Origin of the sequence: Lacticaseibacillus baoqingensis (genome assembly GCF_003946165.1) — a bacterium.
In the GTDB taxonomy this organism is placed as follows: Bacteria; Bacillota; Bacilli; order Lactobacillales; family Lactobacillaceae; genus Lacticaseibacillus; species Lacticaseibacillus baoqingensis.
In genome coordinates this window covers 50279-69214 of record NZ_RHOI01000003.1, presented here as the reverse complement: position 1 = coordinate 69214, position 18936 = coordinate 50279, and the positions used below count along the sequence as shown (strand labels likewise).

General features: G+C 51.1%; 20 protein-coding genes and 1 tRNA gene. 18 read left to right on the top strand and 3 right to left on the bottom strand.

The annotated features are described in order from the left end of the window. The first annotated feature begins 3 nt into the window (after positions 1–3). Genes EKM91_RS01800 through EKM91_RS01790 form a run of 3 tightly spaced genes read left to right on the top strand, consistent with a single transcriptional unit; the run spans position 4 to position 3065 of the window. On the top strand, positions 4–1182 hold the full coding sequence (locus tag EKM91_RS01800; protein ID WP_125748849.1) for a phage portal protein: 1179 nt from the start codon (positions 4–6) through the stop codon (positions 1180–1182). Continuing rightward, positions 1172–2713, top strand: coding sequence for a phage major capsid protein (locus EKM91_RS01795; RefSeq protein WP_125748846.1), 1542 nt, complete (start codon positions 1172–1174; stop codon positions 2711–2713). Before EKM91_RS01800 ends, EKM91_RS01795 begins: the two co-directional genes overlap by 11 nt. Positions 2714–2771: 58 nt before the next feature. Further along, the gene (locus EKM91_RS01790; RefSeq protein ID WP_125748843.1) at positions 2772–3065 is read left to right on the top strand and encodes a head-tail connector protein; all 294 of its coding nucleotides are present in this window, start codon (positions 2772–2774) and stop codon (positions 3063–3065) included. A 496-nt stretch (positions 3066–3561) separates the two neighbouring features. On the opposite strand, the gene EKM91_RS01780 is transcribed toward EKM91_RS01790, so the two are convergent. The 3 genes from EKM91_RS01780 to EKM91_RS01770 form a co-directional block, all read right to left on the bottom strand. Then, complete coding sequence (locus EKM91_RS01780) at positions 3562–3702, bottom strand: hypothetical protein (RefSeq protein ID WP_125580446.1); 141 nt, start codon at positions 3700–3702, stop codon at positions 3562–3564. Positions 3703–3716: 14 nt separating this feature from the next. Beyond that, positions 3717–3965 (bottom strand): GlsB/YeaQ/YmgE family stress response membrane protein, encoded by a 249-nt coding sequence (locus EKM91_RS01775; protein ID WP_056989036.1) that lies wholly within the window; start codon positions 3963–3965, stop codon positions 3717–3719. A gap of 245 nt (positions 3966–4210) precedes the next feature. After that, positions 4211–4281, bottom strand: a tRNA-Gln gene (locus EKM91_RS01770). Between the two features lie 145 nt (positions 4282–4426). Between EKM91_RS01770 and EKM91_RS01765 the strand changes: the two genes are divergently transcribed. The 15 genes from EKM91_RS01765 (at position 4427) to EKM91_RS01695 (ending at position 18928) form a co-directional block, all read left to right on the top strand. Continuing rightward, complete coding sequence (locus EKM91_RS01765) at positions 4427–5845, top strand: C69 family dipeptidase (RefSeq protein WP_125748840.1); 1419 nt, start codon at positions 4427–4429, stop codon at positions 5843–5845. Positions 5846–6072: 227 nt separating this feature from the next. Next, the gene (gene glmS / locus EKM91_RS01760; protein ID WP_125748837.1) at positions 6073–7887 is read left to right on the top strand and encodes a glutamine--fructose-6-phosphate transaminase (isomerizing); all 1815 of its coding nucleotides are present in this window, start codon (positions 6073–6075) and stop codon (positions 7885–7887) included. Between the two features lie 114 nt (positions 7888–8001). Next, positions 8002–8502: a VanZ family protein gene (locus EKM91_RS01755; protein WP_125748834.1), complete on the top strand. Its 501-nt coding sequence runs from the start codon at positions 8002–8004 to the stop codon at positions 8500–8502. 79 nt (positions 8503–8581) lie between these two features. Further along, a complete protein-coding gene (locus tag EKM91_RS01750; RefSeq protein ID WP_125748831.1) occupies positions 8582–9325 on the top strand; it encodes a YebC/PmpR family DNA-binding transcriptional regulator in 744 nt (247 codons plus the stop codon). A gap of 87 nt (positions 9326–9412) precedes the next feature. After that, entirely contained in the window at positions 9413–10264 is an 852-nt protein-coding gene (locus EKM91_RS01745) for an ATPase, T2SS/T4P/T4SS family (protein WP_125748828.1), read from the top strand. Then, positions 10261–11217, top strand: a complete 957-nt coding sequence (locus EKM91_RS01740) for a type II secretion system F family protein (RefSeq protein ID WP_125748825.1) — start codon at positions 10261–10263, stop codon at positions 11215–11217. The genes EKM91_RS01745 and EKM91_RS01740 overlap by 4 nt, the downstream gene beginning before the upstream one ends. A 17-nt stretch (positions 11218–11234) precedes the next feature. Then, on the top strand, positions 11235–11555 hold the full coding sequence (locus EKM91_RS01735) for a type II secretion system protein (RefSeq protein ID WP_125748822.1): 321 nt from the start codon (positions 11235–11237) through the stop codon (positions 11553–11555). Next, positions 11552–11980 carry a hypothetical protein gene (locus tag EKM91_RS01730; protein WP_125748819.1) on the top strand — a complete coding sequence of 143 codons (429 nt, stop codon included), beginning with the start codon at positions 11552–11554 and terminating at the stop codon, positions 11978–11980. Before EKM91_RS01735 ends, EKM91_RS01730 begins: the two co-directional genes overlap by 4 nt. A 5-nt stretch (positions 11981–11985) precedes the next feature. Next, complete coding sequence (locus EKM91_RS01725) at positions 11986–12258, top strand: hypothetical protein (RefSeq protein ID WP_125748815.1); 273 nt, start codon at positions 11986–11988, stop codon at positions 12256–12258. Further along, entirely contained in the window at positions 12212–12652 is a 441-nt protein-coding gene (locus tag EKM91_RS01720) for a hypothetical protein (protein ID WP_125748812.1), read from the top strand. The genes EKM91_RS01725 and EKM91_RS01720 overlap by 47 nt, the downstream gene beginning before the upstream one ends. Next, positions 12645–12833, top strand: a complete 189-nt coding sequence (locus EKM91_RS01715) for a hypothetical protein (protein WP_125748809.1) — start codon at positions 12645–12647, stop codon at positions 12831–12833. Before EKM91_RS01720 ends, EKM91_RS01715 begins: the two co-directional genes overlap by 8 nt. 144 nt (positions 12834–12977) lie before the next feature. Then, a complete protein-coding gene (locus EKM91_RS01710) occupies positions 12978–13988 on the top strand; it encodes a class I SAM-dependent methyltransferase (protein ID WP_125748806.1) in 1011 nt (336 codons plus the stop codon). 157 nt (positions 13989–14145) lie between these two features. After that, positions 14146–14601: a hypothetical protein gene (locus EKM91_RS01705; protein WP_125748803.1), complete on the top strand. Its 456-nt coding sequence runs from the start codon at positions 14146–14148 to the stop codon at positions 14599–14601. Between the two features lie 76 nt (positions 14602–14677). Continuing rightward, positions 14678–16024 carry an amino acid permease gene (locus EKM91_RS01700; protein ID WP_125748800.1) on the top strand — a complete coding sequence of 449 codons (1347 nt, stop codon included), beginning with the start codon at positions 14678–14680 and terminating at the stop codon, positions 16022–16024. Between the two features lie 231 nt (positions 16025–16255). After that, positions 16256–18928: a glycoside hydrolase family 65 protein gene (locus EKM91_RS01695; RefSeq protein ID WP_125748797.1), complete on the top strand. Its 2673-nt coding sequence runs from the start codon at positions 16256–16258 to the stop codon at positions 18926–18928. The last annotated feature ends 8 nt before the right edge of the window (positions 18929–18936 follow it).

Sequence of the window (18936 nt, the reverse complement as noted above, 5' to 3'; positions counted from 1 at the left end):
ACAATGAGCTTTTTCACGAATGACACAACACAACCTCGCGATGACAATAGCGAACCGTTCCTAGATGCCCTTGTAAGCATGACGAGCAACGACAGCGGCGTTTATGTGGGCGTTCATGCTTTGCAAAACTCGGACGTATTTACGGCAGTGCGCGTGATTGCCAGCGACCTCGCGACTAACCCGATTGAATACAATGACAAGCGCATCAGCGGGTTACTCAACAAGGCCCCTAACGATCACATGACAGCATGGTCGTTCAAGTTTGCCCTAGTGGCCAACATGCTACTGAATGGTAATAGCTTCGCACGCGTTACTAAGAACCCAAGCGGACAAGTCACCGGCTTCGAGTTTGTTCCAAACAGCCAAATGGTGGTCAAGCAAGACGATACGACCGGCATTATCAGCTACACGTATACGCCCCAGAATGGCCGCTCACAGCGTTTAAGTGCCAGCGAGGTATTGCACTTCAAGTGCTTCACACAAGACGGATGCAAGGGCATATCGCCTCTTTACAGCTTGCATGATGAAGTTCGGGTGCAACATGCGGGGCACAAGCTGCTCAAAGGCTTCTTCGATACCGGTGTCCAAGGGACTGGCATACTCAAGGTGAACAAGTCACAGCTCGATGCCAAGGCCAAGGAGAATATCCGATCGAAGTTTGAGGCTGCTAACAGCGGTGACAATGCCCTCAAGACCATCATTCTCGACAATGATATGGACTACAAGCAACTCGAAGTTAATACTGACGTGCTGAATCTAGTCAATTCCAGCGACTGGACCACAGCGCAGATCGCCAAGGCGTTCGGCTTACCACTAGATCGATTAGGTATTGAGAGCGAGCACTCTAACGCCGTGCAATCAAACCTAGTCTACCTGCAAAACACGCTGGTGCAATACTTCACCTGTTTCACTAGCGAGATGGACGCCAAGCTGTCAACGGGTGACAACCGGTTTAGTTTCAACACAGACAAGCTATTCAGTGCTGACCCCACGACGATGCAAGAACTAGCCGTTAAGGGGCTGCAAGGCGGACTGCTGACCACCAATGAAGCACGCGCTAAGTTAAACTTACCCCCAATTCCCGGTGGTGATGAGATCATGGCCAGCCTGAACTATACGCCGCTAAGCAACCTCATCACTTACCAAGACAAGCAGAAAGGAAGTGCGTCAAATGAACAATGATGACGCAGAAAAGCGCCTGAACCCTGACGCTGATCTAACTGCCGCCGAACCTACCACAGCAGACGACAGCCAAGACCAAAAGGATCCAAGCACCGCACCAAATGATACACCCAAGAAGCTCACCGGCTATGCCGTAGTCTTCAATAGTCCAAGCAAGGATCTAGGTGGTTTTAAGGAAGTCGTCGATCCTAGTGCCTTCGATGGCGTGGATCTGTCAGACGTCTATCTGGTATCTGATCACGATTTTAGCAAGGTCCTCGCCAGCACTAAAGCCGGCACCCTACAACTTGACGTAGACGACAAGGGACTTCACTTTGAAGCTACTCTCCCCGACACCACCACCGCCAACGATGCGTACACGAATGTCCAAGCTGGAAACCTGTCAGCCATGAGCTTCACTTTCAACGCAGCACCCGATGGTGACACGTTCACTAAGGACGACAGTGGCCAAGTGATCCGTACCATCAAGCAAGTCAAGAGCCTGTTTGACGTCTCACTGGTAGCTATTCCAGCGTATGACGATACCAACGTCCAAGTGGACAAACGCAGCTACACTGAGTGGCTAAAAACTAATACTGAACAACCAGAAAAAGGAGATAAAACCATGACCGAAAAAACAATTATCGACAACAAAGAGCATACCGAATCCCGCGCTTACGAAGACTACATCCGCAGCATGGGTGAACAACGTGACGGCTTGACCACGACCACCGCTGGTGCAGTCGTTCCTCAAGAAGTTATCAATGACGTATTCGATCTAAAAGAATCTGATTACGATCTGGCTAAATACGTCACTGTTAAACAGGTCGGCACCCCAGTCGGCACCTACCCTATCGCCCTTACCAACAATGGTGTCTTAGCCACAAAGGCAGAACTCGCAGACGTGCCAGAGATCGATGCAACCCTATTCCGTGGTGTTGACTACAAGGTTGCTACCCGTGCTGGCAAGATTTATCTGTCTAATGAACTGGTAGAAGACAGTGAAGTTGATATTGTTGCCGAGGTTAAGAACCAACTCAAGAAGCTGGTACAAAACACGGACAATAGCAACATTATCAGTGTTTTGACTGGCAAGACGGGCACCAACGATAACTTCAAGCACATCACCGGTACCGGCTTAGACGACATCAAGCAGACGTTCAACATCGAACTGGACCCGGCGCTGTCCCTGTCTGTGATCGTTAATCAGGACGCCTACAACTACCTTGACACCCTCAAGGACAGCGAAGGTCGCTACCTGCTTCAACCCTCTATCACGGCACCATCTGGCAAGCAGCTGTTCGGTGCACCGGTGATTGTCATCGCGAATAAGGTATTGCCAACCGTTAAGGCGGGCACCTATCGGATCATCATCGGAGACTTTTCTCAAGCAATTTTCTTAGCCCAGAAGAACGAAGTCAACACCCAGTGGGAACGGTTCGACAGTTATAGTCAAGGCTTGGCAGTCGTGATCCGCAACGACTATGAAGTGGTTGATCCAGACGCTGCTCGAATTGTTGACATCACACCGGTAACCAAGCCAGCAGCTTAATGAAACAGTCTGGGGTGTACCTTGGGGTACGCCCTATTTTTATATAGGAGATGAGCACATGACTGTCACTACTGATGACATTAAAAATAGCCTGCGTGTGCAGACTGATACTGACGACACACTCATTCAAAACTACATTACAGCCGCTCAAGACTACGTCCACAATGCGGTAGACAGCACCGCAGACATTGCCAAGATGGAAGAATACTCACAGTTCAACGTCGCCGTGGCGATGATGACCGAATTCTGGTATCAAAACCGGGGTGAGGTCAGCACGGCGAGTCAAGAACCACCGTATTCAGTGGTCAGCATGATCCAGCAGCTACGTGGCTTGTTCGCAGCAGACGTATAGTATCAATAACCAATAGATTATGATATAATTAAGACAGTCCTAGGCGATAAGCGGGTAGATCCGTTTTAACCGACGCACGGCATAGCTAACCGGTGGCGCATTTTACAGACCGTGGCTCATCATCGCGAAGCGTTTGTACTCCGTAGCCACAAAAATAGACAACTTCACCGGCAGATCGTTCTGCTTTGGAAGCTGACTACGTGACTTGCCGTTTTCATCTAGCGGGCAGAAATGCCCGTTTTTTTTGTGTGCTGATAATCCGTTATGGGCAAGAGCCATCAGGATTTAAGGTCAATCTAATTGACCTGGAACAATGGAGTTCTGGAAAAGTCCTAAGTGGCTCAAATCCACTTTGAATACGGCGCTGACAGACGCGTTCTGACACAATTTCAACGACTGTTCCTTGAGGTACGGTCGTGGCTGCACTAGACAACGAATATCAGAACCAGTTACTGGCACAAAAATAGCCGTCCATGATGGACGGCCAGAACACCTATCAATCGTGAATCGAATCTTGCAATTTATCTCCAGCCTTGTCGATCCCCTTAGCTGCCCAAATTGTACCAGCTACCAAGACACCACCAACAAGAAAAGTGCTTGCTACCATGAACTTAAAAACCGATTTTAATGCGTCCATAGTCCGACCTCCCGTCAGTCTTTAGATCTGCCAACAAAGAAAGATACAACAGCGACAATAATAACTGCTCCGACTATCGATGGAATTATGGCCATTCCAGCCAACTGAGGACCCCAGTGCCCAAGGAGTGCTTCCCCTAAAGAGGAACCGACAAGGCCAGCAACGATATTTGCAATCCAGCCCATCGATTTGCCCTTGCTAGTGATAGCACCAGCAATTGCACCAATAATAGCACCAACAATTAAAGCCCAAAGAAAATGCATGATAATTCCTCCTTTTTGGTTATATTGTCTCTATAGACGAACACAGTATAACATACAGTAGCAACAATAAATAATAAAATAGCCGCCCATAATGGACGGCCACCGCCTGCCTAGCAAAAATCCTCGCCACTCTATCGCCACTCTATAAAGTTGAAAACCAATGATATTCAATGACAATTTTTAGAAATAAAAAAGCTGTCAAACCGGAATTTTTATAACCAGTGACAGCCAATGAATGTTATTAATTGGGTAGATAGGGATCGAACCTATGATTATGGATTCAGAGTCCACTGCGTTACCACTTCGCTACTACCCAATAAGACGTTGTTTAACAACGAGTAATATCTTACAAAATAAGCCTGAGGTTGTCAACGGGTCACCGGAACTTTTCCCCTGGCAGATGCAAAAAAGCACTGCAGAGCGTACACTAATAGTAACACTTTGGAAAAGAGGGGCAACTAATGAAAATTGAATCTGCATGCACGTCGATCTTGGTGGGGAAAAATGCCAGCATCGATGGCACGACCATGATTGCGCGCAATGACGACACTTTCCACGTTTTATCCCCGCACCGGTTTTATATGCATCCCGCCTGGAAGGGGGAAAAAGCGCTCAAGGTCAAATCGCCGCTGAATGGGTTTGAAGCACCGCTGCCAGAAAACGGCTACCGCTACAATGCGGTGCCAAACGTCGACACGGCTGCTGAAGGGGACTACGAAGAAAGCGGCATCAACGAAAAAAATGTGGCGATGTCGGCCACTGAAAGTACTTATGGCAATGAACGCGCGTTAGCTTTCGACCCGCTGGTGGTGGATGGGTTAGACGAAGACTTAATGGTGAACATGGTGTTGCCATTCATCGAATCTGCGCGCCATGGGGTCGAATACCTCGGCCAATTGATCAAACAGTATGGGTCGCCTGCAGGTAATTCGGTCCTTTTTTCTGATAAAGATAATGTTTGGTACATGGAAATCGTCACCGGCCATCACTGGGTCGCTCAGCGCATCCCAGATGATGCCTACGCGGTGGCCGCCAACCAAGTCGCGATCCAGCAAGTCGACTTTGAAGACGCGGACAATTTCATTTGGAGTGAAGGGCTGCAGGAATTTGTTGAGGCGCATCAGCTGAATCCTGATAAAGCAGGCTTCAACTTCCGCCATATCTTTGGCACGATGAATGAAAAAGACCGCCACTATAATACGCCGCGGGTGTGGTATGCCCATCATATCTTGAATCCTGAAACACCAGAAACACCTGAATCGGCAGAATTGCCGTTCATCATGCGCACCGATCATTTGATCACCCGCGAAGACATCGCCTATATCTTAGGGAGCCATTACAATGAGACGCGCTTTGATCCTTTGGGCCATGGCAGTGAAGCAGACAAACGCCGGTATCGGCCGATCGGCTTGAACCGCACGCAAAATTCCCATATCTTGCAGGTCCGCAATGGAGCAGAAGCCATCATGTGGCTGAACATTGGGATTCCGACATACAGTCCGTATGTGCCGTTTTATTGCAACGCAGAAGATACAGATCCGTCGTATAACCAAACGCCGATGACATTTGACGTGGATAAAGACTCCGCATATTGGCTGCATCGGGAGTTGGGGATGTTGGTGGAAAGCCATTATAGCCATTTCATTCAGCAAAACCGCGACTATTTGACCAAGCTCAATCAGCGCTTCCGCATGCATATCGCCAAAACTGATGCCGCCACGGCGGAATTAAGCGGCACTGAGTTGACCGAAGCGCTCACCGCGGCGAATTATCAACTGGTGGCGATGGTCAAAGCGGAAACCAAACAGCAAATCGCCAGCATGGTGATGCAAGGATTGGAACTTTCGCAACTCACTTTCAACATGGACAAGAATTTATAAGCGGTACTGAACGAAGCGCAACCGGTGGTTTTTAACCGTTTGCGCTTTTTTGTTGCCTAATTCGATGGAAATGAACTATACCAATTTAGTTAATTTTTTATATACCACTCATAAAAATGTTTGACAACTCACTGCTATAGTCATATATTTAGTGTCGTTATCAAATAAACCAATTAAAAAAAACCGTCTAGTCCGATTTATAGGCGGAAAAGAAAAGGATGTTGTTTATGTGTGGAATCGTTGGCGTCATTGGTAAGGCAGATGCAACCCAAGTGCTGTTGAATGGCTTGGATAAACTGGAATATCGCGGCTATGATTCAGCAGGGATCTATGTCAATGACCAAAACGGCCATGACTATTTGGTCAAGCGGGTGGGCCGCATCCAGGCCCTTAAAGACGCGGTTGGTCCAGAAGTCCAAGGGACATTAGGGATCGGCCATACGCGTTGGGCGACTAATGGCGGCCCAACCGAAGCCAATGCGCATCCGCATGTTTCTAACGATGGCCGCTTTTACTTGGTGCATAATGGGGTGATCACCAATGCTGCCAGCTTGCGGCAACAATACCTGACAGATGTGGAGCTGCATTCGGATACGGATACTGAGATCGTGGTGCAGCTGATCGCGTTATTTGCCGCTCAAGATCAGTTAGATGCCAAAGCCGCATTGCGCAAGACCCTGCAGTTGCTGCATGGCTCCTATGCGTTTTCCTTGATCGATCGCGATCACCCAGAAGCTTTGTATGTGGCGAAGAACAAGAGCCCATTATTGATCGGCAAAGGCGACGGGTTCAATGTGGTGGCTTCTGATGCGTTGGCTATGATCAATGAAACTGACCAATACGTTGAATTAAAAGATGAAGAAATCGTTACCTTGACCAAAGACGCCATCGAGATCGAAACCTTGGCTGGAGATAAGATCAGCCGCGAACCATTCACCGTGGTGATCGATGATGCCAACGTCGGCAAAGGCACTTATCCTTTCTTCATGCTCAAAGAAATCGATGAACAGCCAGTGGTGATGCGGCGCCTAGTTGAAAAGTACACGGATGGTCATGGAAATGTTGTCTTGCCAGAAGCTTTGTTAGCAGCCTTGAAGCAAGCTGATCGGTTATATATCGTGGCTGCTGGGACGAGTTATCACGCTGGGTTAGTCGGCAAGCCGTTATTCGAGACTTTAGCCGGCGTGCCGACCGAAGTGGATTTGGCCAGCGAATTTGGCTATCACATTCCGTTACTTTCAAAGCACCCATTCTTCATTTTCCTGAGTCAAAGTGGTGAAACTGCAGATATTCGCCAAGTCTTAGTCAAGATCAAGGCGCTGGGACATCCAACGCTAACGATCACGAACGTGGGCTCGTCGACCTTGGCGCGGGAAGCAGATTATTGCCTCGAATTGCATGCCGGCCCTGAAATCGCGGTGGCCTCCACGAAAGCTTACACCGGCCAGATCGGGTTGGAAGCATTAGTCGCGCAAGGCTTAGGGATCGCCAAAGGCAATCAAAAAGCGGCTGAATTTGATGCGGCTCATCAGCTCGGCTTGGCTGCGGCTGGGCAGCAAGCCTTGATCGATCAAAAAGACCGCCTGCATGAAATTGCCACAGACATGTTTAAGACGACCCGCAATGCCTTTTATATTGGGCGTGGGACCGATTATTATGCCAGCTTGGAAGCGGCTTTGAAGCTCAAAGAGATCTCTTATGTCCAAGCAGAAGGGTTTGCAGCAGGGGAGCTTAAGCACGGGACGATTTCTCTGATCGAAAAAGATACGCCGGTCGTGGCTTATATCTCTGATCCCGTCACCGCGGCGCATACCCGCAGTAATGCCGATGAAATCGCCGCTCGCGGCGGGAAGGTCTTGCGGATCGCCAGTGCGTCGCAAGCGACAGATGAAGATCAATTAGTGGTCAATGATATCGATCCATTGGTTTCGCCGCTGTTGACGATCATTCCAGGGCAATTGCTAGGTTATTACACCAGCGTTGACCGCGGCTACGATGTTGACAAGCCGCGTAACTTGGCGAAGTCTGTCACCGTGGAATAAGCCGTTTCATCAATTCAAATTTCACCTTTGCGCGCAGTGACGACTGCGCGTTTTTTTGTTGATCAGCGGTTTTGACGAATATGGTATATTGGTCTTTGTGAAAGGATGGCAAGTATGAAGACCTTTATGCAACGCTACGGATGGTTATTGTTGGCCTTGGTGGTGATCGCGACCTTGTTTGTGAGCTCCAGCATGACTTATCAGCAACAAACCAGCGTTCCGTGGCTCGAACGTTATTTTAGCAACAAGCCTTTTGAGGCTCAAATCAGCCGGCTGCATTTCACTTACGCCGGTGATGTGGTGAGCGTGCATGCGATCGGCTATTATCATGTGGTGGAATTTTTCATGCGCAAAGCCGCCCATGTGTCGACGTATTTTTTGATCGGGATATTTGCCACATTAGGGCTGCGCCAGTACGTCAAGCCAACTTGGCTGCGCACGGTGTTGACGGTGCTTAGTATCGCTGGGTTAGCGGCATTAGATGAATTTCATCAGATGCTGACTGGTGATCGTCAACCGACGTTTGATGATGTGGCTTTGGATACCGTCGCTGCGTTAGTCGCGATCGTGATCGTGTTGATCGTGCAGGCATTTTGGCGAAGAAAAAGGCGCTAGGCGTTGTTTGGAGAAAAAATTTTTGGTATACTCATAACGTTTATGAGTTTCTTTACATTCAAGAAAAGAGGGTTTAACGATGTCAGGACATTCCAAATGGCATAACATCCAGGGCCGTAAAAACGCCCAAGATGCTAAGCGCGGAAAAATTTTCCAAAAAATCTCCCGTGAGCTCTTCATGGCTGCTAAGCAAGGTGGTTCTGACCCCAACAACAACCCGGCGCTGCGGTTAGTCATGGATAAGGCCCGTGCGGCCAACATGCCAAAAGACAACGTCAAGCGTGCCTTAGATAAAGCTGATGGCGGCGATACGACTAAGTATGATGAAGTGACCTACGAAGGCTACGGCCCGGCTGGGATCGCGGTATTGGTCGAAGCGTTGACGGATAACAAGAACCGGACGTCTTCTTCTGTCCGCGTGGCGATCACTCGTCATGGCGGCACGATGGCAGGCGCCGGTGCAGTGTCTTATATGTTCGATCGACGCGGGATGTTTGTGATCGATCGTGAAGACCTTGACGTTGATGAAGATCAGATGCTTGAAGCGGTGTTGGAAGCTGGGGCCGAAGATCTGCAAACAACGGACGAGGAATTCACGATCTATACAGATCCTAAAGAATTCACAGCGGTTCGTGATTCTCTTGAAGCACAAGGCTTCCACTTCACCACGAGTGAATTGACCATGGTGCCGCAAAACACCGTACCAATTCCAGAAGACAAGCTGGAAACCATGCAAAACATGATCGACGCCTTAGAAGACGACGATGATGTGCAAAACGTCTACACCAGTGCCGAATGGCCAGACGAAGAAACCGCAGAATAAGCGGTTGGATCAACACCTGCGCAGTCATGACTGTGCGGGTGTTTTTTTGTGCCTTTTGGCGAATTTATTGTCTGAGGAGGTGAGGAGGTGGAGCAATTACTCGCGTGGCTGGCGCAGGCGGTGAGTTTACAAGCAAGTGATGTGTATTTGTTGCCGCAAGCGGCAACTTATGGGCTGTTTTTTCGGCTGCCAGCCGGATTTGTGCATCAAGTCGCAGTCCCGCCTGAAGAAGCAACGCGCTGGATCAATTATTTGAAGTATCAAGCCGGGATGAATGTGGCCGAACACCGCCGCGTGCAGTTAGGGGCGTTGCGTTTGGCCCAGTTGGAAGTGGCATTGCGCCTCAGTACGGTTGCCGATGCCCAAGGCGCCGAAACCTTGGTGGCCCGCTTGATCTACGGGATCCCGGAGTTGAATGCTGTCAGCGCAAAGACGGTGCAGCAATTAGCGGACACACTGGCCCAACCAGGATTGTTGGCACTAAGCGGGCCGACTGGCAGCGGTAAAACCACATTGTTGTATCAAGTGGCCAAACGCCTAGCCCCGAACAAGATGGTGATGACCATTGAAGATCCAGTCGAGATCGTGCATCCGGAATTTTTACAACTTCAAGTCAATGAATCCGCTCAAATGGGTTATGCGGCGCTGTTGAAAGCGGCATTGCGGCACCGCCCGGATATCTTGGTTATCGGGGAGATCCGCGATGGCGAAACCGCGCGCAGTGCTTGCGAAGCGGCGATCAGCGGACACATTGTGTTAGCGACTGTGCATGCGCGCAGCGCCGAGCTGGTACCGCTGAGATTAACGGCGCTAGGCGCAGGGCAAGCCTTAGTGCAAGCGGCTTTGGTGGCGTCTGCGCAAGTGCGGTTGATGCTTGAGCCGCAAGTTCATGCCCAAGTGCATTTGATCCGGTGGCAGCATGGGGAGGTGGTGTCATGAAAGTCCCGATCCAAAGCCAATTGCGCGCCTGTCAACTGTTAGGCGAGCTGCTGGCCGCCGGGTTCAGCTTGCCTCAAGGATTGGCCTATTTAGGGGTGGCACTGCCCAAGCAAAAGCCGGCTTGGACGGCCTTGCAAGCGGCCTTGGCGGCAGGCAGCGGGTTTGCTGAGGCCTTAGCGCAGGCGCATTTTCACGCGGTGATCGTGTTGCAAGTGCAGCTGGCAAGCGTGCATGGCCAATTAGCCGAAAGCTTGCAACAAGCTGGAGCTTATTTGCAGCTGCAAGTGGCCAATCGCCGCCGATTGCAGCAATTGCTCATTTACCCGGCGGTGTTGATGGGGTTGTTAGTGATCTTGCAGCTGGTGTTGTGGTTGGCGATTTTGCCGACCTTGCAGATGCAGCCTGATCCGCGATGGTGGGTCCCTTTAGCTGTCATGGCCGCAGTGGTGCTGGTAAGCGGGATCGCAGCGTTAGCATTGCGCCGGCGGCCGACTTTGCGGCTGCAGCTGAGTTGGTGGGTGCCAGGAATCAAAGGGGTGGTGCGCGGGTATTATCAATATCAGTTCGTGGTCGGGGCGAGTCATTTTCTCGGCGCAGGTCAAGGCTTAAGCGCTTATTGTCAACAACTGGCGAAGCTGCCGCCAGGCGTCTTGCAAGGCGTCGGCGCGCGGGTGATCAGCCGTTTAGCCACAGGCGCGGCGTTAGGCGACGCCATGGCAGAGCCTTTGATCTATGCGCCGGCAGCTGAGCTGGTGCAATTGGGCCAGCCGCCTGAATTGGTGCAAGCCGGCATGGCATTATTTGCGCAAAGTTTATTTCAAGCATTGGCGGCGCGTTTTGAACGGCTGTTGGCCTTGATCCAGCCGGTGCTGTTTTTGGCGATCGGTGCGCAGATCGTGTGGGTGTACTTGCAGATCTTAGGCCCGCTTTATCACGGGATCGGATCACCATGACAAGGGAGGAAGCAGTAGTGCGCAAAAAACGACAGAAAGGTTTTACCTTGATCGAAGTGCTGGCCGCATTAGGGATCATTATCGTGTTGACCTTGGCGCTGGTGGTCACGATCCGCGGGCAGCTGGAACGCGCTGATCGGCAAAATTTAGAAGCGGCGATGGCGACGATGAACATGCAGATCAGCGTGGCGTATGATCAACCCGGCCGCGAACAAATCGATTTCACGTCGCCGTCTGCCATGGCTAAAGCCGGGATCCTTTCCAGTGCACAATTGGAACAGGCGGCGCGGCTGAAGTTATCGTTGAATGAATCTCCGCCGCAATTCGTGCTCAAATGAAACGGCACGGGTATACGCTGATCGAAGAGTTAGTGGCCATGGGGCTGACGGTGATCACGGTTTTGATCGCGGTACAAGTGGGGCGTGCCTGGTGGCAGGTGGCCGAATCTGAGCGATTTTTCCGTGAATTTCAACAGCAATGGGCGGCCTTGATGCAACGCAATGAAGAAGAACAAGTCGCTGTGACGTTTTATTGGGTCGCCGATCGCAGAAGCTTTGGATTTCGGGTCAATCGAGAAGACTATGCCCGCTATTTGAAAGTCCCGGCGACATTGACGTTTCTAGATCTTGGCGAACCGATTTCGCGCGGCGCGGGGCAGCCGTTTACCATGATCCGCACTTATCGCTTCCGCCGCGCAGACGGGTTGATCGTGCGCTTCACCACGCAATTAGGCAGGGGGTTGATGATACGCAAAAAAAATTAAGCGGCATGTTGATCGCCGAGCATTTTGGCGCGTTATTGGTGTTTACCGCAGCGGTGGGGTGGTTGGCGACGATGAGTGCGTATTACCAGCAAGCTGTCGTCCCGATCCAAACGCAAGCCAGCGCCTATTACTTGGCCAATGTCGCGTTAACAACCGGCGCAAGTGCGTTCACATTAGGGGCAGACCGCTGGCAGGTGACGATCAGCCAGACAAAGATCGAGGTGTTCAAAAATGCGGCCACGACTCCGGTATTGGCGATCCGGCACGACGCTGATTGAAACCATGGTGGCGATCGCGCTTTTGGCTGGCATGGTACTGCTTTGGCGGCCGTTGGTCCAAGCGGTGGGGCATCCGCGATGGGCCGATCAAGAATTGCAAGCGGTGATGGGGTTTGAACACGCCTTGCAAAAACAAGTCCCAGCACAAGCAACTGTAACGGCAGCGGCAGGGCGCTTGCGGGTCTCGCCTGTCAGCGGGGATGCTTTTGAGATCTATTTGCCTGGCGGCGGCACTTCGATGATCGTGCGCAAGATCGTGGTGGCTAAAGGCGGGTATCAGCCGATGTTAGATGATGCGGTGAAGCTGACTTGGCAACAGGTCCCGCACGCAGTGGCGTTTGTCGTGGTGTTTGCCAGTGGGCGCAGTTATCCGGGGGTGATCCGTGATGGCTAGACGATCAGGCAGTGCGTTGATCACCGCAATGGTGTTGTTAGGGATCGTCACGTTATTGAGCTTGCCGGTGTTGCAACAAATGGCGCAATGGCGCAGCGGCTATAGCCGCTTGCTGCAAGCAGAAAAAGCGCAGCTCAACGCTAACTACCAGCGTTGGCTCACAGAACATGCAGATGAATGACCAGCGTGCCGTTGTCGCCTGAAACCCAGGCAAAGACAACGGCATTTTTTTGACAGCACAGGCAAAATGATAGTTTTGCAAGGACGGTTGCAAGCACGCCTTTTGATGAGTAGAATTATATGGAAACGAAACGGAGGGGCTTGTTTGGCAAACGAAGATTTGAAGCGGCTATATGACGGCTTAGAAACAGCGACCGGCTTGTTACACCAAGCACTTAAAACGAGTTATCTGGACGCGGCGATCGAAGCAGGTGAAGATTTCACCAGCGGCGCGATCCATCAAGAAGACGGGATCCCCAACGCAGACACCGCGGCTAAATTGAAAGCGGCCTATGCTTCGCTGAAGCGCGAAGATTACAGTGCTGAAGAATTGCGCCAAGCACTGCAGTTATTGTTGGTCAAGGCGATCCAAGTGGATGGGATCGAACCGAATAAGCAAGTGACCCCAGACGCCATGGCCAGCTTGGCGACGTTTATGGTGACCACTTTTTATCCGCAAATGCCAGCACGTCTGCAAGTGGTCGACCCAACAGTTGGTACCGGTAACTTATTGTTTGCCGTGATGAACCAGTTGCACAATGCGACCAAGGTGGCCGTGCATGGCACCGGGATCGACAACGACGAGACCTTATTAGCTTTTGCTGGCATGAGTGCTGCGATGCAAGGGGTGGACGTTGAGTTGTTCCACCAAGATGCCTTAGACACGCCATTGATCCGCGACGCTGACATCGTGGTTGCCGACCTGCCAGTCGGATTTTATCCCTTGGATGAGCGCGCCAAAGCGTTTAAAACCGCGGCACAATCAGGGCATTCTTATGCGCATCATTTACTGATCGAACAAAGCCTGAACTTATTGGCACCAGGCGGTTTAGGATTATTTTATGTGCCGAGCACTGTTTTTCAAAGTGCTGAAGCGCAAGGCCTGACAGCATGGTTGACGCAAGCCGCTTATTTTCAAGGTTTGTTGAACTTGCCGGAAAACTTCTTCGCGACGAAAAAAGCGCAAAAGTCTTTGTTAGTCCTGCAAAAACCAGGGGCACAAGCCAAGCAAGCCGCGCAAGTCTTATTAGGAACGTTTCCAGAGTTGAGTGATCGGCAAGCCTTTGGCGAATTTATTGCCAAAGTCAAAGATTGGGCCCCACAGATCCAAGCGTAAGCGTCGAAAAACTGCGGCCAAGCGCGTGCCAACAAGCAACGCCCAGCAGCTTAAACGCTCTTAGACCGCGATTCAAAGCACGAATCGTGATCCAAGAGCGCTTTTGCTGTGGCTCAATGGGTTTGCTGGCTCAGCTTGGTGTGTCATGGAGGAAAACATGAATCTCTTCAGTATTGGTTATCTGGTGATCTTAGTGGTCGCTTGCGGGATCAGTTTGCGGCTGCGGCGGCAGCTGGTGTATCGCGCCAAGCCCCGCTGGGTGGCGCGAGGGTTGTATTTGGCGGCGGCAGCGGTGGTATTGGCGGCAACGATTTTGATCACGACGACTTGGCCAGCGCGGATCCCAGGCATTTTTATTGCGGGAATGTTTGTCGTTTTTGCGACTTGGCAGCGCGGGTTGACGACGACCAGTGTCGTCAACGGGTTGGCCAGTGTCCGAGCGTATGGCAACTTAACGGCGATCCAGCTGCAGGCACTGCCAACTGGTTGTGCACTGACGGCGATGGTCGGGGCGATGCCGGTGATCCGCTTGCAGTTTCAAGAATCGCCGGCGGTTTTAGCCGAATTCTTGCGCAAACACCTCGATCCTCAACGAGTAGTCCTCATTAAGTAAAGTAAAACCGAACGCCATGTGTTTGCAAATCATGAACAGTCGTGTATAATGCTTGGTATGTGTCTGGAGGGAAAACATGCAAGAAGACGATACGAAGTTAGCACGCAATCTGAAGAGCCGGCATGTGCAGCTGATGGCGATCGGCGGGACGATCGGCACGGGGCTGTTTTTAGGCGCTGGCCAGTCGATCCACTTAGCCGGGCCTTCAATTCTTTTAGCCTACTTGATGGCCGGGGGCATGTGTTTCATGCTGATGCGGGCATTAGGTGAATTATTGATGTCTGATCTGAGCAAGAACTCCTTCATTGATTTTATCGGCAAATACTTAGGCGGCAAGTGGGCCTTTGTCACTGGGTGGACGTATTGGATCTGCTGGGCGGCATTGGCAATGGCAGAAGTGACGGCGGTCGGGACTTATATTCGCTTTTGGCTGCCAGGGGTGCCGCAGTGGATCCCAGGCGTGATCACCTTGGTGTTGTTGCTGCTGGTCAATTTGATCTCTGTGGGGTTGTTTGGTGAAGCTGAGTTTTGGTTTGCATTGATCAAGGTCGTGGCGATCGTCGCTTTGATCGCCATTGGGATCGTGATGATCGGGATGCGGTATAAAACGGATTCTGGACATGCGAGTTTGATGAATTTAGTCAATTACGGCGGCTTTTTCCCGCGCGGCCCCGGCGGTTTTTTCATGGCGTTTCAAATGGTGGTCTTTAGCTTTACCGGCATTGAATTAGTCGGTTTGACCGCCAGTGAAACGGCTGATCCTAAAACGACGATCCCGGATGCGATCAACAAATTACCAGTGCGGGTGATCTTGTTTTATATCGGCGCATTGCTGGTGATCATGGCGATTTATCCTTGGAATACGGTCAGCCCAAGCAACAGCCCGTTTGTGACCGTCTTTTCGAATGTCGGGATCAAAGCGGCGGCTGATGTGATCAATTTCGTGGTGCTGACTGCGGCTGCTTCTGCCTGCAATTCTGGGCTTTACAGTACTGGCCGGATGTTGTTTTCATTGACCTTGACTAGCGAAAATCCGCGGTTACATAAGCTTTCCAAGCTTTCCAAGCGGCAAGTGCCAGCGCGTGCGCTGGCAGTGTCAGCAGGCGTGATCGCCATTGCCGTGATCTTGAATATCTTCTTGCCAGCGTCGGTATTTACCTTGGTGACCAGTGTCGCGACGATCAGCTTCTTGTTTGTCTGGGTGATGATCATCTTGGCCCATCTGTGTTTCCGTAAGGCCAACCCGGCCGGCGGCGATTTTAAAGCGCCTTTGCATCCGTTAGGCGATTACTATGTCTTAGCTTTTTTGGCGATGGTGGTTGTCGTGATGCTGTTTACGCGTGAAACTGCGATTGCTGAAGGGCTCGCGGTAGTATGGATCGGCGGGTTGTATTTGAGTCAGCGGCGCAAAACTAACAATTGAGTCCTCAACTGGGCCCCTGGACCGCGATGTTTTGGCATCGTGGACCAGGGGCTTTTTGCGCGCACCAAACCAGGCTGCAGGCAGTGCTTTTATGTTTAAGTTGTCATAATCGCGTTAATATGAAATTAAATTTAGGCATTCAAATATTGATATAACAAGGTTAATTTGCTTGTATCCAAAATGCGAGTTAACATAAACATGCAACCTAAGTTTTTCGAAAGGGGCTCGTTTATGCAAACCGTATCACTAAGAATTACCGAAACGGACATCGCGATCACTAGCGCACCAGGCCAAGCACAGGCATGGGGGCAGCTGAGGATCGCTTATGATCCTAAGCAATCCATCGGCGCGAATCTCGAAAACATTCGTGTGCAACTGGTCGGGCTTGATTTTGACGCGATCATCATTGAAAATCCGCTGCTGTATCCATTTTCTGATACGGTTGTGGGCTTGGATCATCGCCGGATCGACATTGGGCTGGCCTTGATGAATATGTTTAACAAACCGGTGGTGGCCTTGCCAACCGTCCAAAAAATTGGCTTGCAGCAAGCCATCGCCGAAAAAAGCGCTTATGCAGCATGGCATCTGGATTATTATGGCCAATATCAAGGCCCGCGTAATTATGGCCAAGAGGCCATGTTGACGATCGGTAATGGGTTTTACGGCTTGCGCGGGGCGTATGTTGAAGCGCAAGCAGATGCCAATAATTATCCAGGCCTCTATGTTGCTGGGATGTATGACCAAGCGACAACGCATGTGGCTGGCAAAGCAGTCGTCAATGAAGACTTAGTTAATTTACCTAATCCACAGTACTTAAGCTTTAGCATTGATCATGGCCAGCGTTTTGCGATCAGCGACCATGATATTCGCGACAGCTATCGGAGCTTGGATCTGAAAACCGGCCAACTCAAAACCACGCTGGAAGTCAGCTTGGCGACTGGCCATAAGCTGCGCGTGCAAGCCACGAAGATCGCAGATATGCAGCAATGGCATTGCGGCGTGATCCGTTATCAACTCACCCCGATGAACTTCGCCGGCAGTTTACAGATCTTTGCTGGGATCGATGGCACGGTCGTTAATCGCAACGTGGCGCGGTATAACCAATTTGAACAACATCACTTGGATATCACCGGGATCGGCAGTGCCGGCGATACCGCAACGATGACTGGGCAAACCAAACAAAGCCGCTTGCAGTTTACCATTGCCAGCCGCATCACCGCGCCAGACGGGCATTTACAAGGCCGAGTCAAAACGGTGACCCAACCGCAGCGGCTGGAACAAGTTGTTGATTTGCAGGTGCAGCCTGCGCATACTTACACGATCGATAAAGACTTCGCGCTTTGCACCAGCAGAGAAACCGCTGGCACATTAGATCAAGCGGCGCGCCAGGTCCTGGCAACAAGCAGTTTTGCTCAAGTCGCTGCGCATACCCAAACGTTTTTCCAAAAGGTTTGGCAAGATGCGGATGTGGCCGTGGCGCCAGATATCATCAACCAAAAGCTGTTGCGGGTGAATGTGTTTCATTTGTATGCGGCTGCGGCGGCGCTGGCGTCAGGCCAATTGGATGCGTCTGTCGGTGCGCGCGGGTTGCATGGGGAAGCGTATCGCGGCCATGTCTTTTGGGACGAGTTGTTCGTGATGCCGTTTTACGCGCAACATGCCCCGCAAGTGGCCAAGCAAATGTTGATGTATCGCTATCATCGCTTACCAGCGGCACAAAAAGCTGCCGCGGCTGCCGGCCAAAAAGGGGCGATGTATCCTTGGCAATCTGGGGCTAGCGGGGATGAGCAATCACAAGTCGTCCATTTGAATCCATTGACCAATACTTGGGATCCGGATGAATCCAGCCGCCAACGCCATGTCAGCTTGGCGATCGCCTACAACATTTGGCTGTATGATCATATCAATCACGATCAAGCGTTTATGGCCGCAGCGGGCAATGAGATGCTGGTGGCGATCGGCCGCTATTGGCTGAGTAAAACCACTTATGATGACACCGATCAGCGCTATCACATTGCCGGGGTCATGGGGCCGGATGAATTTCATGAAAACTATCCCAATGCCAAAACGCCAGGCTTAACCGACAATGCTTATACCAACTTGATGGTGGCTTGGCTGTTCAAGCTGCTCACCACCAATCAGCCAGCCGGCTTGACCGCTGACGAATGTGCCCAAATGACCAAGATCCGCCAGCAGTTGACTATCGTGATCAATGACGATGGGATCATTGGCCAGTTTGCCGGGTATTTTGCCCTGCCTCAGTTGGACTTTGATGATTATCGCAAACAATATGGGGATATCTCCCGGCTGGATCGGATCTTAAAGGCTGCGCATAAGACCCCTGATGCGTATCAAGTCGCCAAGCAAGCCGACGCGCTGATGGCCTTTTATTTGTTGGATGAAAAAACGATCACACAGCTGCTTTCAGATATGGGGTATCACTTGCCTGCCGATTATTTCGTCCAGAACTTGCAGTTTTATTTGGACCGCACGACGCACGGTTCGACCTTATCGCGCATCGTGTATGCGGCATTGGATCAACAAGCCCATCATTATGACAAGTCTTGGCGGTTATATCGGCAAGCGTTGTTGTCAGATTATTACGATATTCAAGGCGGCACCACTGCCGAAGGGATCCACTTAGGCGTGATGGGGGCGACTTTGGATGTGGCTGCGCGCGTTTATGCCGGGATCGATTTGTTGGGGGCGACGATCCATATCCACCCGCATTTGCCAAGTACTTGGTCGCACTTGTCGGTGACCCAGCATTTTCAAGGGGTGACGCTTAAAGCGGCATTGACCCCGCATACGATCACATTGACTGCCGATCAAGCCTTGCCGGTGCAAGTGTTGGATCAAACGCTCAGCTTGGCGGCCAACCAGCCGCAAACCGTGACTTATTAAGCGAAAGG

What these genes read in the sequence shown, in the direction of transcription:
- EKM91_RS01715 (WP_125748809.1), top strand. Translation starts at nt 12,645, where the DNA reads ATGGCTAGACGATCAGGCAGTGCGTTGATCACCGCAATGGTGTTGTTA.
- EKM91_RS01790 (WP_125748843.1), top strand. Translation starts at nt 2,772, where the DNA reads ATGACTGTCACTACTGATGACATTAAAAATAGCCTGCGTGTGCAGACT.
- EKM91_RS01740 (WP_125748825.1), top strand. Translation starts at nt 10,261, where the DNA reads ATGAAAGTCCCGATCCAAAGCCAATTGCGCGCCTGTCAACTGTTAGGC.
- EKM91_RS01780 (WP_125580446.1), bottom strand. Translation starts at nt 3,702, where the DNA reads ATGGACGCATTAAAATCGGTTTTTAAGTTCATGGTAGCAAGCACTTTT.
- EKM91_RS01705 (WP_125748803.1), top strand. Translation starts at nt 14,146, where the DNA reads ATGAATCTCTTCAGTATTGGTTATCTGGTGATCTTAGTGGTCGCTTGC.
- EKM91_RS01800 (WP_125748849.1), top strand. Translation starts at nt 4, where the DNA reads ATGAGCTTTTTCACGAATGACACAACACAACCTCGCGATGACAATAGC.
- EKM91_RS01730 (WP_125748819.1), top strand. Translation starts at nt 11,552, where the DNA reads ATGAAACGGCACGGGTATACGCTGATCGAAGAGTTAGTGGCCATGGGG.
- EKM91_RS01750 (WP_125748831.1), top strand. Translation starts at nt 8,582, where the DNA reads ATGTCAGGACATTCCAAATGGCATAACATCCAGGGCCGTAAAAACGCC.
- EKM91_RS01795 (WP_125748846.1), top strand. Translation starts at nt 1,172, where the DNA reads ATGAACAATGATGACGCAGAAAAGCGCCTGAACCCTGACGCTGATCTA.
- EKM91_RS01775 (WP_056989036.1), bottom strand. Translation starts at nt 3,965, where the DNA reads ATGCATTTTCTTTGGGCTTTAATTGTTGGTGCTATTATTGGTGCAATT.
- glmS (WP_125748837.1), top strand. Translation starts at nt 6,073, where the DNA reads ATGTGTGGAATCGTTGGCGTCATTGGTAAGGCAGATGCAACCCAAGTG.
- EKM91_RS01695 (WP_125748797.1), top strand. Translation starts at nt 16,256, where the DNA reads ATGCAAACCGTATCACTAAGAATTACCGAAACGGACATCGCGATCACT.
- EKM91_RS01720 (WP_125748812.1), top strand. Translation starts at nt 12,212, where the DNA reads ATGCGGCCACGACTCCGGTATTGGCGATCCGGCACGACGCTGATTGAA.
- EKM91_RS01725 (WP_125748815.1), top strand. Translation starts at nt 11,986, where the DNA reads ATGTTGATCGCCGAGCATTTTGGCGCGTTATTGGTGTTTACCGCAGCG.
- EKM91_RS01765 (WP_125748840.1), top strand. Translation starts at nt 4,427, where the DNA reads ATGAAAATTGAATCTGCATGCACGTCGATCTTGGTGGGGAAAAATGCC.
- EKM91_RS01700 (WP_125748800.1), top strand. Translation starts at nt 14,678, where the DNA reads ATGCAAGAAGACGATACGAAGTTAGCACGCAATCTGAAGAGCCGGCAT.
- EKM91_RS01755 (WP_125748834.1), top strand. Translation starts at nt 8,002, where the DNA reads ATGAAGACCTTTATGCAACGCTACGGATGGTTATTGTTGGCCTTGGTG.